Source organism: Prosthecobacter sp., assembly GCF_029946185.1.
Classification (GTDB): Bacteria; Verrucomicrobiota; Verrucomicrobiia; order Verrucomicrobiales; family Verrucomicrobiaceae; genus Prosthecobacter.
Genome location: NZ_JAQSEA010000238.1, coordinates 3,162 through 19,301 on the forward strand (window position 1 = coordinate 3,162; position 16,140 = coordinate 19,301).

General features: G+C 61.5%; 12 protein-coding genes and 1 pseudogene. 7 read left to right on the forward strand and 6 right to left on the reverse strand.

Features of this window, described 5'->3' with window-relative positions:
• The 4 genes and pseudogenes from eno to PSV43_RS19820 form a co-directional block, all read right to left on the reverse strand.
• A pseudogene (eno, locus tag PSV43_RS19805) lies at positions 1–215 on the reverse strand (phosphopyruvate hydratase); the annotation flags it as partial.
• A gap of 441 nt (positions 216–656) precedes the next feature.
• The gene (locus tag PSV43_RS19810) at positions 657–3,188 is read right to left on the reverse strand and encodes a DUF4062 domain-containing protein (RefSeq protein WP_300201585.1); all 2,532 of its coding nucleotides are present in this window, start codon (positions 3,186–3,188) and stop codon (positions 657–659) included.
• Positions 3,189–3,444: 256 nt separating this feature from the next.
• The gene (locus PSV43_RS19815; protein WP_300201588.1) at positions 3,445–3,852 is read right to left on the reverse strand and encodes a hypothetical protein; all 408 of its coding nucleotides are present in this window, start codon (positions 3,850–3,852) and stop codon (positions 3,445–3,447) included.
• Between the two features lie 91 nt (positions 3,853–3,943).
• On the reverse strand, positions 3,944–5,239 hold the full coding sequence (locus tag PSV43_RS19820; RefSeq protein ID WP_300201591.1) for a DUF1501 domain-containing protein: 1,296 nt from the start codon (positions 5,237–5,239) through the stop codon (positions 3,944–3,946).
• 542 nt (positions 5,240–5,781) lie between these two features.
• On the opposite strand from PSV43_RS19820, the gene PSV43_RS19825 reads away from it, so the two are divergent.
• Positions 5,782–6,030, forward strand: coding sequence for a hypothetical protein (locus PSV43_RS19825; protein ID WP_300201594.1), 249 nt, complete (start codon positions 5,782–5,784; stop codon positions 6,028–6,030).
• Positions 6,027–6,461, forward strand: a complete 435-nt coding sequence (locus PSV43_RS19830) for a PIN domain-containing protein (protein WP_300201596.1) — start codon at positions 6,027–6,029, stop codon at positions 6,459–6,461. The genes PSV43_RS19825 and PSV43_RS19830 overlap by 4 nt, the downstream gene beginning before the upstream one ends.
• 18 nt (positions 6,462–6,479) lie before the next feature.
• On the opposite strand, the gene mutL is transcribed toward PSV43_RS19830, so the two are convergent.
• Complete coding sequence (gene mutL / locus PSV43_RS19835) at positions 6,480–8,396, reverse strand: DNA mismatch repair endonuclease MutL (protein WP_300201599.1); 1,917 nt, start codon at positions 8,394–8,396, stop codon at positions 6,480–6,482.
• Between the two features lie 136 nt (positions 8,397–8,532).
• Here mutL and PSV43_RS19840 point away from each other — a divergent pair, with 136 nt between their 5' ends.
• Both PSV43_RS19840 and PSV43_RS19845 read left to right on the forward strand, forming a co-directional pair.
• Entirely contained in the window at positions 8,533–8,871 is a 339-nt protein-coding gene (locus tag PSV43_RS19840; protein WP_300201602.1) for an iron-sulfur cluster assembly accessory protein, read from the forward strand.
• A 143-nt stretch (positions 8,872–9,014) separates the two neighbouring features.
• On the forward strand, positions 9,015–9,806 hold the full coding sequence (locus tag PSV43_RS19845) for a hypothetical protein (protein WP_300201605.1): 792 nt from the start codon (positions 9,015–9,017) through the stop codon (positions 9,804–9,806).
• 310 nt (positions 9,807–10,116) lie between these two features.
• Here PSV43_RS19845 and PSV43_RS19850 read toward each other — a convergent pair whose 3' ends face one another.
• Positions 10,117–11,052 (reverse strand): acetylxylan esterase, encoded by a 936-nt coding sequence (locus tag PSV43_RS19850; protein WP_300201607.1) that lies wholly within the window; start codon positions 11,050–11,052, stop codon positions 10,117–10,119.
• Positions 11,053–11,544: 492 nt separating this feature from the next.
• Here PSV43_RS19850 and purN point away from each other — a divergent pair, with 492 nt between their 5' ends.
• From purN to tgt, 3 genes are all read left to right on the forward strand, one after another.
• Positions 11,545–12,654 (forward strand): phosphoribosylglycinamide formyltransferase, encoded by a 1,110-nt coding sequence (gene purN / locus PSV43_RS19855; protein WP_300201610.1) that lies wholly within the window; start codon positions 11,545–11,547, stop codon positions 12,652–12,654.
• A complete protein-coding gene (locus tag PSV43_RS19860) occupies positions 12,651–14,657 on the forward strand; it encodes a UvrD-helicase domain-containing protein (RefSeq protein WP_300201613.1) in 2,007 nt (668 codons plus the stop codon). The genes purN and PSV43_RS19860 overlap by 4 nt, the downstream gene beginning before the upstream one ends.
• A 19-nt stretch (positions 14,658–14,676) precedes the next feature.
• Positions 14,677–16,140 (forward strand): tRNA guanosine(34) transglycosylase Tgt (tgt, locus tag PSV43_RS19865; protein WP_300201616.1); only part of this gene is annotated, 1,464 nt, incomplete at its 3' end.

A 16,140-nucleotide genomic window follows, 5' to 3' on the forward strand; every position in this document is an offset into this window, starting at 1 on the left:
GCATCGACGGCCTTGAGCACGCCCTTGCCGGAGTAACGCTTCTTGTCGCCGTCGCGCAGTTCGAGCGCTTCGTGTTCGCCGGTGCTGGCTCCGGAGGGGACTGCCGCACGGCCCATCGCGCCTCCTTCGATGTAAACATCCACTTCAACAGTAGGATTGCCGCGTGAGTCGATGATTTCGCGTCCGATGATGCGAGAAATGGTGAGTTCGTCCATGAGGATAGATTATTTAAGTTTGGCTAATTAATTAGGATTTTTCAAGAAGGTTTCTCGAAATCTCCGGGGGAGTCGTTTCTTACACGGCTGCGGCTACCGCTCAAATGGTAGTTTTTGACGATGCAGCAAGATGCGCGCCATGAGCGGCGGGGGGGAGGGGTGAAAAGCTCGCTTGGGGCTGGAAGACAGGTCGGGCGGTTTGGCGGAGAGGGCGGTGGGGCGTGGCCATGTCTTCGACGCCAAACACACCCAACGTACGGCCGGAGCGGGGGCTGGGAGGTGGCGTGGGCGCTGGGTGGGAAGTCGTAGGCGGGACGCCTCGATCCATTGACAGGCGGGACGCCTGTCCTCCAAAGTAGTCATGAGCTTTAGCTCGTTCTGGGAGGTCATGGGCGCTTTCCAGAACGAGCTAAAGCTCTGGAGTACTTTGGCCGGAAGGGCTCAGGATGATCCCTCTCCGCCAGAGCCTCCCGCCGCCGCCTCGCACGCCGCCAGTGTCTCCTGGGCACCCGCGAGGAAACCGGGCATGCCGAGCCGGGTGAAGATATCCACCGCACGCACCCCATGCGGCAGCCCCTCCGCACCCCGGCCCTGCCGCACGAGGGCTTCGGCGATGCGTTGGCAGTTGGAGGCGATCAATTCCTGCCGTCCCACCTTTTCGGCCAGCGGTAGGGCATCACGCGCCAGCGCCTCGGCCCCCGGCCAGTCCTGCCGCTGCAGGGCCAGCGCCGCTAGATTGCCGGTGTAGGTGGCGATTCCCGCGTCATAGCCCACCGCACGGGCCACGCGCAGGGCCTCGCGGAAGTCCCGCTCCGCCGCATCAAAATCATCGGAAAGCCCCTCGGCCTCGGCGAGGTTGTTCAGGCCGAGCGCTACATCCTCACTTTCGGCACACAGGCTGCGGAACAGCTCGACCACCTCGCCATAGGCGGTGATGGCGGCGTTGTATTCCTGCTTCAATAGGTGGCCAAGGCCGCGCAGTTGGATGGCGGCGGCACGCTCCCGTATGCCTGCCTGCCCGCTGCTGCCGGGGGGGAATGCCCGCGCCCAGTGCGCCGCCGCACGCTCCGCGCAGGCCAGTACCTCATCCGCCTGTCTGCGCAGGTAGTGGATCATCCCCGCTTCATAGACCCGCCATACTGCCTTGGCCTGGTCTCCCGCCGCCAGCGCCCGCGTCTCGGCCTGCTGGCTGAGCGCCAGCCATTCATCCCAGCGGCCGGTGAAATTGAGGAAGAATTGCAGCGCACCGCACACCTGCTGCAGCCGCGCATTCGGCCCGGCGAGAAAGAGCGGTATGGCGGGGGCCACGCTGGGCCAGGCGGCGTCCAGCACGGGGAAGTGGTCGTGCTTTTTCCTGCCATTTTCCCAGATCAGCGCGTAGGCGCGTTTCTCCAGGCGGTTGCCGGTTTCAGCCACCACCTCAGGGCGCTTGCGGCGCAGAAAGTCTGCCACCATGGGGACAAGAGCGAATTTTTCCTCGGCTTCGTCCGGCATCACCAGGGCGCGGTTGGCGAGGTCTGCCAGTGCGGTTCGCGTGGCGGTGGGGGAGAGGCCCGCCAGCTCGGCGATGAATTCCACCTCGATTTTTTGCGTGAAGTAGGTCAGCGCGGCCAGCGCCTGGGTCTCCGCAGAGGTGAAGGTCTCCAGCAAATCGCCAAAGATGAACTCCAGCGGGTCGTCCTTGCTGGCGGCGGCCTTGCGGCAGAGTTCCAGTGCCCCCTTGAGGGTCCGGCAGGAGCCGCGCCCGAGCTGCCCTGCCACCCAGCGAAGGAGTAGGGGATTTCCCCCCGTTTCTTCGTAGAGGTGCAGTCGATCTTCTTTCGAGGCCTTTTTTAGCAGCGGGCGGCCCGACTCCAGCTCCGCCAGCAGCTCCAGTGCGGCGTCCTGGTCCAGCTTTTCCAGGCGGATCAGTCGCGCCTCCACATCCGTGCGGCGGCGGCTCGTCACCAGCGCCTTGCAGGTGGGTGGCAGGTCCTGAAGAAATGCATACAGCAGGTCCTGCTGCGGCTTGTCCAGGTTTTCCAGATTGTCCAAGATGTAGAGAGCCTTCTCCTGTTGCAGCGCGGTTTTGATGAGTGCGGCGCGCTCTGCCTCCGGCCTCTCCGTGGCGTGCGCCAGTCCCAGCAGCCGCGCCATCTGGCTCAGGATCTCCGAATACGCGGGCACAATGGAGCCGCCCAGAGCCACGGTGCCCTGCGGCGTGAGCCTCTGGATCTTTGTGGTGATGAAGTGTACGCAGTCAAACTGACCTGACGCCAGCTCCGCCGCACGCACGGCCAGCGCGGTCTTGCCCATGCCGCCGGGGCCGTCGATCAGCACACCCCAGGTGCGCGTCTGCGGTAGCAGCGCCTTGGCGATGATTTTCAGCTCTTTCTTGCGCCCAAAGAAATGCTCCAGGCGCGGGAGGTTGTTGAGGGTCTTCTTTGGCGGTGCTGGCTCCGTGGCAGTCGGTATGGGAGCCGCGTGGCGCGACATGAACTTGTCCAGTGCATGCCCCACCAGCCGGCCCAGCTCCTCCACGGAAGAGAACTCTTTGCGCACGAGGCCGTCGCAGGCTTTCTTTTTAAAGGCCTCTAGCTTGCTCTGCGCCTCGGCATCGGTTTCGATGTCCTTCTTGGTAAACGGGTGGTCGTCATGCGCGGTAAAGATGAGCAGCTCTTTCAATTGGCCCTCTTTTTGCCGCTCCAGTGCGCGCTCATATTCCAGCTCGGTGATGGAGACTGTGCCGCCGTCTGGCACCCAGCCGTAGCGCCAGGCATAGATGCCGAGGTAGATGTCCGCCTGATCCACCATCTGCATGGAAACTTCCACCCCCGAGGCATCCTGTGCGGGCAGGTGCTCCATGCCGATGGGGAAGATGCCGGCTGCCAGGCAGGCTTCCTTCACGGCTGCCCGATGCTTTGGCAGGTCCAGAGCCGTGCTGCTGATCATGGCCGTGAATTGGCCGGGCTTGGGAGAGGAAGCAGAGGACATGGAAACGGGTATGGAAAGAGAAAGTCCGGGCGAGGCCTCCGCACAGCCGCAGGGGGCAGAGCAGATGATTCTCTAAAGACTCTCCCCATCCAAGCAACGTCCCGCCCTTTGGCGAGGGAAATTCTGGTTCATCCGGGAAGTGGGTGGGTGGACTTGGCGGGTCTTGCTGCTTGATCTTTCCGGATGGACTTGGCAAGTCCGGCTCCTTGGGCTGGGGTGGGCTCGAGTGGAAGACTTTAGCTCGATGTTGGGTGGTTCAGAGCCAGTCAGACGCCTCCATGAGAGATGCCATTTCGAGGGGATGACGTGTTTGCAGACGAAACTCAGATTCTGCTGGCAGACCGGGAATGCTCAAAACCAAAGAAGGAGCGGCGGAGCCTGCTTCCTTGCGAAGGGTGTAGGAATGAAATCCGACTAGCGCAGACGAAGGGAATTGGCTGCCGGGACCGATTGGGTCCTCGAAGCGGGTCTCGATATGAAGGATGCGAAAAGTGTTGGCCTCAGGGCACGAATGCCAGCGGAAGGTATCGAAACGATACAGCCACCCGCCTTTGTAAACGAACCGCCCACTTCCGCCCGGTGAGAAGATGAACCAATAATCATGCGAACCTCCACCATGACCGTTGGCGTGACCATTGACCCAGGCACCGATGAGTTCGTTCATGAGAAGGTGTGAGGCAGCTCCGAGGATCATCAAGCCAGCACCCTGAGTGCAATCACACGGAGGGGGCTTGATCATCTCCTCGGCTGCCCATTCAACCAAACAGCTCGGTGATCGGCTTGCCCTTGTCAGCCACCGTAAACGGCCGCTTGCTGGGGCTGTAGAGCACCTGATCCAGCGGGATGCCGAGGCCGTAGGCGATGGTGGCGTTGAAGTCGGGAATGGTCACGGGATTGACGTTGGCGACGGAGCCGGTCTCATCGGTGGCGCCATAGACTTGGCCGCCGCGAATGCCGCCACCGGCCATCAGGCAGGTGAAGCCGCGTGCGTGGTGGTCGCGGCCATCGTTGGCGTTGATCTCGGGGGTGCGGCCAAATTCGGTGGCGAGCACGACCATGGTATCTTGCAGCATGCCATGGGATTCCAGATCCTGCAGCAGGGTGCTGAGGGCGGAGTCGAGTTCGTCGCAGAGTTCGGGCACACGGGTGAAATTGGCATTGTGGGTGTCCCAGTTGCCGAAGGAGACTTCGACGAAGCGCACGCCGTGCTCGACCAGCCGGCGAGCAAGCAGGCAGCCCTGGCCGAAGCGGTCGGTGCCGTACTTGCTGCGCAGGGCATCGGGCTCGGCGCTGAGGTCAAAGGCGGCGAGTTCCTCGCTCTTCATCATCTTGATCGCATCGTCATACATGTCGGCGTAGGCGCGTACGTTTTTGACGTTGTAGGTCTCGGCAAACTGGCGGTCGAGCTGCTTGGCGGTGCTGAGGCGGCTGTTGAAGCGCTCCTCGGTGAACCACGAGTTGGTGCGGACGTTGTTGATGCCGCTTTCGGGATCGCTGATCATCAGCGGGGCGAAGCGGCTTTCGAAATAGCCTGCGCCGGGGTGGCGGCTGTCGTTGCCGATCATGACACTGCCCGGCAGCGTGGGATTGCCCCGGTCCTGAAACTTCTGCAACCACGCGCCCATGGAGGGGTGGCGGATGCTGCTGCGCTGGGTGTAGCTGGTGTGCTGGTAGTAGTTGCCCTGCTCATGCGCGCCCTGCGTGGTCGTCATGCTGCGCACCACGGCCAGCTTGTCCATCTGCCGGGCGATGAGCGGGATGTTGCCCGCCACGCGGATGCCATCGACGTTGGTGTTGATGACCTTGGTCAGGCCCATGATGTCCGTCTTGTCCGGCTTCGGATCAAAGGTGTCGAGGTGGCTCATGCCGCCGGTCATGTACAAATAGATGACGTTACGCGCCGTCGCCGCCTGCTTCAGCGGTGAGGAGCCCTGCCCAGGGGCGGCAAGGATGCGGGAGCCGAAGTGCGCAGCGGTGCTGACACCGAGAAAGGTCTTGGCAGCGCCAGAGACAAAGGTGCGGCGGCTGAGATCGTGGCGGAGAGGATTCATGGACAGGGCAGGGAATGGGGGATTGTGCCCTTTAACGCAGCTTGGTGGCGGACTTATCAGAAGATTTACGTTCTTCGTGCTGTGGAGGTTAGGCCTCCGGCCTGACAACGGCCCGGGGCTTCCAGCCTTCGGATCAAAGGCGAGACGGACATGGTTGCGCGAGTGCTGCCAGACGGGCGCTTTAGGAAAGGGGGGGGGCGGCTGAGGTGGCAGCCGGCTCTGGGACGAAGGATTCTACGGACGCGCACAACGCGTCCCTACCATCCGCGCAGCACACCCAGAGCTGGTAGGGATGCGCTGTGCGCGTCCGTGATTTCGGGTCTGTCGCGTCGCAGGCGCTCAAAAAGCGGCGCCGTCCTTGTTGCTGTGAACAGCAGGCTTTTTCCCCGATGGCAGGAGACGCCTCAATGGCGGGCCGCCCATCCTCCATGGTGGGGGCGTGATACCCCGGCGCTCTTCGCCCAAGATTGTCGTTTTCGTGCTTGTTCTTGAAAGTTGACCACGGAATTGACAACCGAAGTGCGGACAGGGATACTCAGGGCATGAGTTCACTGGCCTTGGAAATTGATCTCGCGCTGCAACGGCTGGACCCGCCCAAAGCCTCCCGGCTTGAGCGACTCCTGCGCGATGGGCTGGCACTGGCCTTGGGCGATGAAGCCGTGGCCGCACCCACGCCTTCCCCCGCAGCCAGCAGCCGAAGCGAGCTGTTTGCGCGCCGGTTTGCGCCATTGAACTCGGTGCCGGATCGTGATTTGAGCGACATCGTGAACGAAAACCGGGGCGAATCATGACCGTCACGGCGGACGCCAGCTTTCTTGTCTCGCTCTATGGCGTGGATGTCAATACCCCTGCCGCGCGCGCCTGGATGGCTGCCAACGCTGAGCCGGTCTTGTTAACGGGAGCGCTGCGGTTTGAGACGGAGAATGCCCTGCGGCTCGCCTGCTTTCGCGGACGCATCACGGCAGCCGAACTCGCGCAGGCCTTGTCCGAGATCGAAAGTGATCTGATTCATGGCATCCTCATCGACGTGCCTCTGGCTTCGGATCTGCATTGGGAAGCCTGCCGGCGCATCAGCACGGCGCATACTCTTACCACGGGTTCCCGTGCTTATGACATCACCCACGTCGCGGCAGCGCTCGTGCTGAGAGCTGATGTGTTTTTGAGCTTCGATGGAAGGCAACGGACACTTGCAAGGCTCATGGGCTTGCATGGGGTGCCGTAAAGCCTGAGAACCAAGAAACTACCCCGGCGCCCGCCGCCCAAACTTCCGCTCCAGCTCCGAGGTGGAAATCTGCACCAGCGTGGGGCGGCCATGGGGGCAGCAGTAGGGCATCTCGCAGGCGAAGAGGTCTTTCAGCAGGCCCTGCATCTCCGGGATGGAGAGCACGTCGTTGCTTTTCACCGAGGCGCGGCAGGCGATGGTGGCGATGGCGTCTTCGCTCAGGCGCAGGCTGGAGGCTTTCGTGCTCAGGCTGCTGAGTTCTTCGATGACTTGGTCCAGCCACGCGGCGGGGTCGTCGGTCTTCAAAAACGCGGGCAGGGTTTCCACCTTGAAGATGTTCGGGCCGAAGGGCTCGATCTCGATGCCGAGGCGATTGAGCGCGGCCAGATTCTGCTTCAGCAAATCGGCGTCCCGGGGCGTGGTTTGCAGGGTCACGGGCAGCAGCAAGCGCTGGCAGGGCACGCCGCCGGACTCCAGGGCGCGGCGGAATTTCTCAAAGTTCACCCGCTCATGCGCGGCGTGCTGGTCCATCATCACCAGTCCTTCCTTGCCTTCCATGAGGACGTAGAGCTTTTGCAGCACGCCGATGATGCGGTAGTCCGGCTGAGGAGTGGGGGCCGCTTTGGGCTCTTGCGGTTCCTCTGCGTCCTCTTCTTCAAGCGGTGGAGCTTCGGGTGCCGGTGCGCCGGAGGGCTGCGGCTGTACCGACGGGGAACTGCGCTCAGTGGCGATTCTTGCCAGCACGTCTGCGGCGCGATGGGAAACCCCTGGCCCAGGGGATTCCGGGCGCGTCTGCGGGAGATCGCGCAGCGGTGCGGAGGAAGCCGCCACCGGCATGGTAAACTGCTCCTGCCGGCTGTCTGGCACCAGCGGCACTCGCGCTGCTGCAGGGGGGGCGGGCACGGCGCGTGCGGGTGCGGGTGCGTGACCCGTGGGCAGCTTGGCCGCGTTTTCCAGCGTGTGGCTGACGCTGCGGGAGATGGCGTCACGCACGCTGTGGCCATCATGAAAGCGCACTTCTTTTTTGGCGGGGTGCACGTTCACGTCAAACGCGTGCGGGTCCATCTGGATGAACAGGAAGGTGACGGGGTGCTGGCCCTTCATCAGCGCGGTGTGGTAGCCTTCCCGCAGGCCGTAGGAGATGCTGGCGCTCTCGATGGGCCGGCCGTTCAGGTAGGTTGTCAGCATCTGCCGGTTGGAGCGGCTCATGCCCGGCCCGCCGATGTAGCCGGATACGGTGATGCCCTGCACGGTGGTGGCTTCCACCTTGAGCAGGCGGGAGGACAGCTCATCGCCGACGAGGCCGCGAATGCGCTCCAGCATGTCCCGCGTGGCTGGCAGGTGCAGCACCAGCTCCCCATTGTGCGTGAGGGTGAAGGCCACCTGGGGATTGGCGATGGCATGCAGCCGGAGCTGCTGCTCCACATGGGCAAACTCCGTGTTCTCCGTGCGCAGGAATTTGCGCCGCGCGGGCACATTGTAAAACAGCGAGCGCGCCTCGATCACCGTGCCTTGGGCACCGCCGTGGTCGCGCACGGCCACCAGCTTGCCGCCGTTCACCTCGATCTCCGTGCCCACCAGCGCCGATTTCTCACGGGTGGCAAGCCGGAAGCGGGAGACGCTGGCGATGCTGGGCAGCGCCTCGCCGCGAAAGCCAAAGGTGTGGATCGCGCCGAGATCCTCCTTGGTCCGGATCTTGCTGGTGGCATGTCTCTCCAGACACAGCATGGCGTCCTCCCTGTCCATCCCACTTCCATCATCCACAATGCGGATCATCGCGATGCCGCCGCGCTGGGCATGCACCTCGATGTGGCTGGCCCCGGCGTCCAGGCTGTTCTCTACCAGCTCACGCACCAGAGCGGCAGGGCGCTCCACGACCTCGCCTGCCGCGACCTGGCTGGCGAGTGCGTCTGGAAGAATGCGTATTTTTGCCATGTATTTCGAAAAAGTGCGTGGTGGGGTGCGTAGTCTATACGGTCACTTGGAAATGTTACCTTGGATGCCCGATGCGGATTTGCAATCTCCGTGCTTCTCCGCCATCTGGCACCTGCCTTCCAATGCTTTCTCTCTCATGATTTCCCTCACCTCAAGCGCCGTCGAACACCTCAAATCCCTCATTGCCGAAAAGCAGGCAGATGAGGCCACCGGGCTGCGTCTGCGGGTGGAGAAGGGCGGCTGCGCCGGCATGCAGTATGTCATGGCCTTGGATCAGTCCAAAGCCGATGACGTGGTGCAGGCCCAAGACGGCGTTTCAATCATCATGGATCAGGAGAGCCTGGGCTACCTGCGCGGCTGCCAGATCGACTACGTCGATTCCTTGGCGGATGCGGGATTTAAGCTCAATAACCCCAATGCCGCCCGAAGCTGCGGCTGCGGCACCTCTTTTGAACCTCAGACGAGCGCCAATTAAGCTTCACATTCCTTAATTTCTTGGCAATAATAGAAGCAATGTTGTTGCCAACTTATTCACAAAATTTACTTTTCAAACTCTGCCGATATTGTAGAATTTGAGCATTCCTGACTTATAAATACTGAAATTTTCGCAAAACTGTCATGCAAATCCGATTTTTGAGCGACGGCAATGAGTACCGTTCTTATGGTGGTGGTAACTTTTCCAAAAAGAAAGATTCCGGCGGGATCTTCTGGTGGACGATTCTCATCACGCTGTTGATGGGCTTCGCCACATTCTGCTGGTTCTTCAGCATCATGGTGTTCGCGCACCCTGAAAAACCATTCAACTACCGTGTGCTCGCACGTTTCGACAAGCTCGATCCGCTGCGCAAGTTCACCAACTACACCGTGCCCCAGGGGAAGTTTCTCCCTGCGCGTGATCTGCTGGCCGAGTTCTATGCATTCAATCACGAGCAGCTCGCGGTGAAGAATGATCTCCTCAAGCGTTCCTACATTCGCAACTACAAGCAGGACCAGCCCCTCTATGTGAAGGGCACCTTTCAGGTGGTCAATGCGCGTCCTCTCACCGACAAAGATGTCATCACGGAAGGTTGGGTGGTGCGTGCGCGTTCCGCCGACATCGAAGACGTGGACATTGAAATCGTTCTTCCGGGCAACACGGGTAAGGCCGATCCTTATCAAGTGGGCGACTCCTTGATCCTTGATCAAAAGAGCACCTTCGCCGCAGCGCTGCATGTGCAGAAATTTGATCACGAGCGCGTCTGCATCACGCTCATGCCGCTCGCCTATCAGGGCTTTGCGACCAAGACAGGCGAGCAGTTCAAAATGACGCCTCCCGTCAAGCTCAACATGGATGCCTACTGGCCCCTCACGCGTGATCCCGGTGCCGCCGTTCTCGACAGCGCCGAGAAGGTCGTATCGAAAGCGCCCTGAGAATAGCGATCAATATTTTTGAAAAAGCGGAGGGCATTGTCTTCCGCTTTTTTGTATTCAGTCATGGGGTCAGATGCTGTGGTGGCATGTGGTATGACTTGGCGTGCAAGGGCCGGCAACGCTCCTCATAGGGGCTGCGGTCGCTCAGCGAGGCACACGCGACGGCACCATTTTTCGCAGGCCGGTCAGCGCACGCATACCACGAGATACTCGAAAGAAGTATCTAGCGCCCCCGCACGGCTGCCACGCCACGAGCCGATTGCAACCATGCAGGCCGCCGTTCGCTCAGGTGGCTGTTCAGCCGTGGCGGTCACTTGTTGGAGATCCGCGCCGTCTGTTTCCACGGTGTCAGGATCGAACCGTCCTTTAAGGACGCCTTGGCTGCCGGAACATTCTTCAGGTGCGCGTCCCAGAACGCAAGGGTGCTGGCCTTCACCGCTTCGGTGATTTCGCCAGGACGGGCGCCACCGAAGGCGACGTGGCTGGCCCCCTCAATGAAGACGAGATACTTGTCGCCGGGCGGGCTGAGTTCAAAGGGCTGCTGCTTCCATTCCGGTCCCTGACCGCCAGCACCCCGGTCCAGCGAACCGGTGATGGTTAGCATCGGGATCGACAAGGCTGACCAACTCGATGCCGTAAGCCCCTGCTGGCCGGTGCCCTGACCTGAAATCGGGAGGATGCAGCGAACCCTCGGATCACGAAAACTGCGCGCCTTCTGGTCATTGATGTCCGCAGTAACGCCGCCGACCAGCATGGCTGTGTAAGCCCCCAGCGAATGGCCCGCGAAGCCGACGCGGCCGGAGTCAATACGCCCCCGCAAAGACGGCACCCGCGCCTCCACCTGTTCCAGTGCGTCGAGGATGAAGGTGAGGTCCCGCACCCGGTTTTCGGTCTTGAGCACCGCCTGGGCCATGAGCGCGGGAAGACCGCTCGCTGGCAAGGGGTTGCCCTTGCCCTTGCTCTTGCCAGCACCATCGAGATGAGATGGCGCGATTACGACGTATCCGTGCTCGGCCCAATGCTGGGCGATGGGAGAAAAAGCGGTGTTGTCCGCGCCGAACCCGTGCGAAAAAACAATGAGGGGCAGTTTGTCGCCGCTCTTGGGGGCGTAGCTTCGACACTCAATCTGCCGCTCGCGTTTCGCATCCTTGAGCAGGAACTCGTCCATCTGAACTTCGGCTTTGGCCGCCAGCGCAACGCAAAGCGCACCGAAGAGTATCAGCGCAGTTAGGGAGGGGCAATGCATGGGGGAAAGGGGGGAGGGTTGAACTGGCGCAATTCCGCTTAAAAACGCAGACAGATCGCTTTATATGCCACGATTCTGCGGAGGCTGTCGAGATGAAAGTCGGAGTGGCCTGCTCCGTGAGGTAAGTTCATACTGTTATGGGCTCCCAGCGGCAATGAAGATGAGCAACTCTCCACACCCCCCCATTTGGAATGCGGTTGCGCAGCGAAGGCATTGGCTGTCTTCCGTAGCTCGTAGAGCGAAGGAGAAAGCGCTGCCACCGCTTTCCGCAGGCCGGTCAGCACACACCAGCCAACAGCGCGCCCTATCGCAGAGCAACGCCCTGGGACCGTGCGGATACCCCATGAAAAAATGCATGAGGCCTGAAAGGGCGGCCCAATGCACGGCACATCCTTCAATCCCACACTTATCTGCCGCCATCGAGCATCCACCCCCCCTCATTTCCAACCTCTCCCACCTTGCATCCTTCACACTTCACGCCATTAGCAAAGCATGCCTGATGACTACACACCCGCCACCATCGCCGACGTACGGCGACTGCGTGACACCCTGGAACAGCAGGGAAAAAAACTGGTGTTCACCAATGGCTGCTTCGATCTCCTGCACGCAGGCCATGTGCGCTACCTGGAGCAGGCGCGTGCGCTCGGAGATGCCATGGTGGTTGCCCTGAATTCAGATCAATCCGTGCGTCAGCTCAAAGGCCCGGATCGTCCGCTTAACACCGAATGTGACCGTGCGGAAGTGATGTCCGCGCTGCGTGCCGTGGATGCCGTTGTCGTGTTTGATGACGAACGTGCCACTTCGCTCATCGAAGCCATCCGCCCGCATGTGTATGCCAAAGGCGGCGACTACACGGTGGAATCCCTCAATCGTGAAGAACGCACTGCTCTGGAAGCAGCAGGCACGCAGATTTCCATCCTCCCCCTCGTTCCTGGGCGCTCCACCACGAACACCATCAACAAGATGCACGCGACCGACTGCGCCACCGCCAGCAACGGCTTGCTGCGTCTCGCTGTGCTTGGCTCCGGCGCAGGCTCCAATCTGCGCGCCATCATCGCTGCCATCGCGGACAACAAACTGAAGGCGGAGATCGCTATCACGCTCTCGGATCAGGCAGAGTCCGGCTTTCGCGAGATCGCCCGCACTGCAGGACTGCCCGCGCTTTTCGTTGATGGCGGTGACAACCCGCGCCGGCTCAGTGAAGCGGCGCAGAAGGAAATCTTCGAGCATCTGGAGCGTGCGCGCATTGACGTCGTCGTACTCGTTGGCTTCATGCGCATTTTGAAGGAGCCGGTGATCAGTGCGTATGCCGGCCGCATCGTGAATGTGCATCCCTCTTTGCTGCCTAAGTTCAAAGGAGCCAATGCACCGCAGCTGGCCATTGATGACGGCGAACTGGAAACGGGCTGCACCGTGCATCTCGTCACCGCAGAGATCGATGCCGGACGCATTCTGGCTCAGGCCAAGGTGCCGGTAAACATCGGTGACACCGCAGAGTCTCTGCATGCACGCATCAAGGTGGAGGAGCACAAACTGCTGCCCCAGGTGCTGAATGAATGGCGTGAACGTGGACTCCCCGTGCGAGGTGCGGGACGACCATGAGCGCCTTCACTGGAACACTCAATGCGCAGCAGCGCGAGGCCGCGACGACCATCAATGGCCCGCTGCTCATTCTCGCGGGTGCAGGCACAGGCAAGACCCGCGTGCTCACCGCACGCATCAGCTTCATGGTGAATGAAGGCATCAATCCGAAGAACATACTTTCGGTGACCTTCACCAACAAAGCCGCCAACGAAATGCGCGAGCGTGTCAAAGGCATGGTGCGTGACGGCCTTGGCAAGAAGGTCGTGGTGGGCACCTTCCACGCTTTTTGCGTGCGCCTGCTGCGTGAGTTTGCCGAGCACGTGGGCTACAAGAACAACTTCGCCATCTACAGCCAGGGCGAGCAGGAGACGCTGATCAAACGCGTGCTGCAGACCCTGCTGGTGAAGGACGAGACGCTGGACCCCAGCATGGCTCTCTCACGCATCAGCAAGGCCAAGAATGCGGGCGAAGGGCTGGGAGATCCCAAGGAAAGTCTCGATGCCGCAGTGATGGAAAAGTACATGGACGAGATGCGCGGGCTGAACGTCATGGACTTTGATGACCTCATCATCCTCGGCGTGCGTCTGCTCGAAGATCATGCCGATGTGCGTGCCACGGTGCAGAGCCGCCACCACTACGTGATGGTGGATGAGTTCCAGGACACCAACTCCCTCCAGATGCGCCTGCTGCGTGCTCTGGTTCCAGCGCCCTACAACGTCTGCGTGGTGGGAGATGATGACCAGTCCATCTACGGCTGGCGCGGTGCGGAGATCACCAACATCACCGAGTTCGAAAACTTCTTTCCCAACCCGCACGTGGTGAAGCTTGAAGAGAACTACCGCAGCACCACGCCCATCCTGCACACGGCCAACAGCCTCATCAAAAACAACGTGGGCCGGCGGCCCAAGTCCCTGTGGAGCCGCAATCATGGCAGCGATCTCGTCCGCCTCATTGCGAACGAGGACGACAAAGAGGAGGCGGACATGATTGCCAAGGACGTGGAGACCGCGCACTTTGCGAACAAGCAGCCCCTCGAAGATTTCGCCGTGCTGTTCCGCACCAATGATCAGTCGCGTGTGCTGGAGCAGGCCTTCCGTCAGCGCAAGATCGCCTACCGTGTGGTGGGTGCGCGCAGCTTCTTTGACCGGCGTGAGGTGAAGGACATCCTGAGCTACCTCTCGGTGATGCACAATCCGCATGATGACATGGCGCTGCTGCGCATTTTAAACACACCCACGCGTGGCATCGGCAGCGCCACCGCTGAGCTTGCCCGTGAGCGCAGCATGGAGAAGCACCACAGCATCTGGGTCGCTCTGTGCGATGAGGAATTCCTGCGCCAGATTCCCGAAAAGGGACGCAACGCCATCCGGCTCTTTACCGGGATCATCACCAAGTACGCAGGACCGGCCAGCACCCCTGGCACCCAGCTTGTGGACATGACGCAGGCCCTGATTCTTGAGATCGGCTACATGGAGCATCTCAAAAAAGCAGCCAAGGAACCTGAAGATTTTGCTGGCTGGGAGAACGGCCTCAATGAACTCTTCAAAAGCATGACGGCTCATGCAGAGCGCGATCGCGCCAGCGGCCTCGCCGGATTTTTGGATGAAGTCAGCCTCAATGATGAGCGCGAAGAGAAGGACGACATCGAAAAGAAAAAGGGCGTGTGCTTGATCACCATGCATGCCTCCAAGGGGCTGGAATTTCCCGTCGTGTTCCTGCCCGGAATGGAGCAGGGGATATTGCCGCACAAACGCAGCTTTGACGAAGGCCGGGTGGATGAAGAGCGCCGCCTGTTCTACGTGGGCATCACCCGTGCCAAGCAGAAGCTGACGCTGAGCCACACGCGCACACGCATGAAGTGGGGCAAAAAGCAGAGCAACATGCCCAGCACCTTCCTCAAGGAGCTGGACCGCAAATACGTCGATGAACTCGACTACACGAAGCACATGAACGAAACCACGACGCAGGAGGAAAACACCAATTTCTTCTCCGGGCTGCGGGCCATGATGACGGAGAAGTAACTGCGTATCGCTGCGCTCCATGTCGCCCTCCCGTCTCCAGTTTCAGCTCGATGCGCAAGCCAGCGACTCACGCGCTCGCGCCACCACGTTTCACACGCTGCACGGCACCATTCAGTCGCCGCTGTTCATGCCCGTGGGCACGCAGGCCACGGTGAAGGCGCAGACGCAGGAGTCCCTGCACACCTCCGGCTCGCAGATCCTCCTCGCGAACACCTACCACCTCCTGCTACGTCCTGGTCCCGAAGTCTTCGCCAAGCTCGGCGGCATCCACAAATTCATGAACTGGCCCGGCTCCGTACTCACGGACTCCGGCGGCTACCAGATCTTCTCGCTGCCGCACTCGCGCTCCATGACGGAAGCCGGGGCCGTGTTTCAAAGCTACGTCGATGGCCAGCGCACCCTGCTCAGCCCTGAGGTCAGCATTCAAACGCAGCGCGCCATCGGCAGCGACATCATGATGGTGCTCGATCAGTGCATCCCTTCCACTGCCGACGAAAAAACAACACGTGCCGCCTTGCAGATCACGCAGCGCTGGGCCTTGCGCAGTCTGGCAGCGCGTGAGGATTCGCCGCAGTCCATGTTTGGCATCGTGCAGGGCGCGCTGTACCCGCACCTGCGCCGCGAGAGCGCCGAGGGCCTCATGCAGATCGACTTCGACGGCTTCGCCATCGGCGGCCTCGCCGTAGGAGAGGAAAAGAACGAGCGCGAAGACGTGTGCGAGCTCACCGCCGCACTGCTGCCCGCAGACCGCCCGCGTTACCTCATGGGCGTCGGCACCCCCGTGGATGTGCTGGAGGCCGTGCATCGCGGCGTGGACATGTTTGACTGCATCATCCCCACGCAGGTGGCCAAGCGCGGCACCGCCTTCACCTCTCGCGGCATCGTGGAGCTGCGCCGCTCGGTTTACAAATTCAGCGAAGACCGCCTCGATTCCGCCTGCACCTGCCCCGTGTGCGCCACGCACAGCCGCGCCTACCTGCACCACCTCACCAAGACGCAGGAGCCGCTCGGCTGGACGCTCGTCGGCCAGCACAACATCCACTTCTACCACCAGCTCATGCGCGAGGTGCGCCAGAGCATTTTGGAAGACCGCTTCCTGCCGCTCTACCGCGAACGCCGCGAGATTTTGCAGATTGAAGACGTGGACCATCCCGTCACCCATCCCAAGCGCACCTCCACGCATGTGGAGCAGGTGGGCGACTACGAACTGCACGGCACCCCACCCGCCATCCGGCACACGCCCTCTGGCCGCGCCATTGCCACCACACCGCAGCTCGATGCCGCCATCGAGTCCCAGCTCATCCAGCTCCTGCGCCAGCCCGCCGATTCAGCGCCCGTTGTCGTGTGGGACACGCAGCTCGCCGCCGCCGCCACCGCCCTCGCCGTCATCCTCCTCTACGAAGCCGAAGCCGCCAAAGGCCCCGTGCGCCCGCTGCATCTCACCAGCTTCAGCGCCGATCTCTCCCCGCTCCGTCTCGCCCTG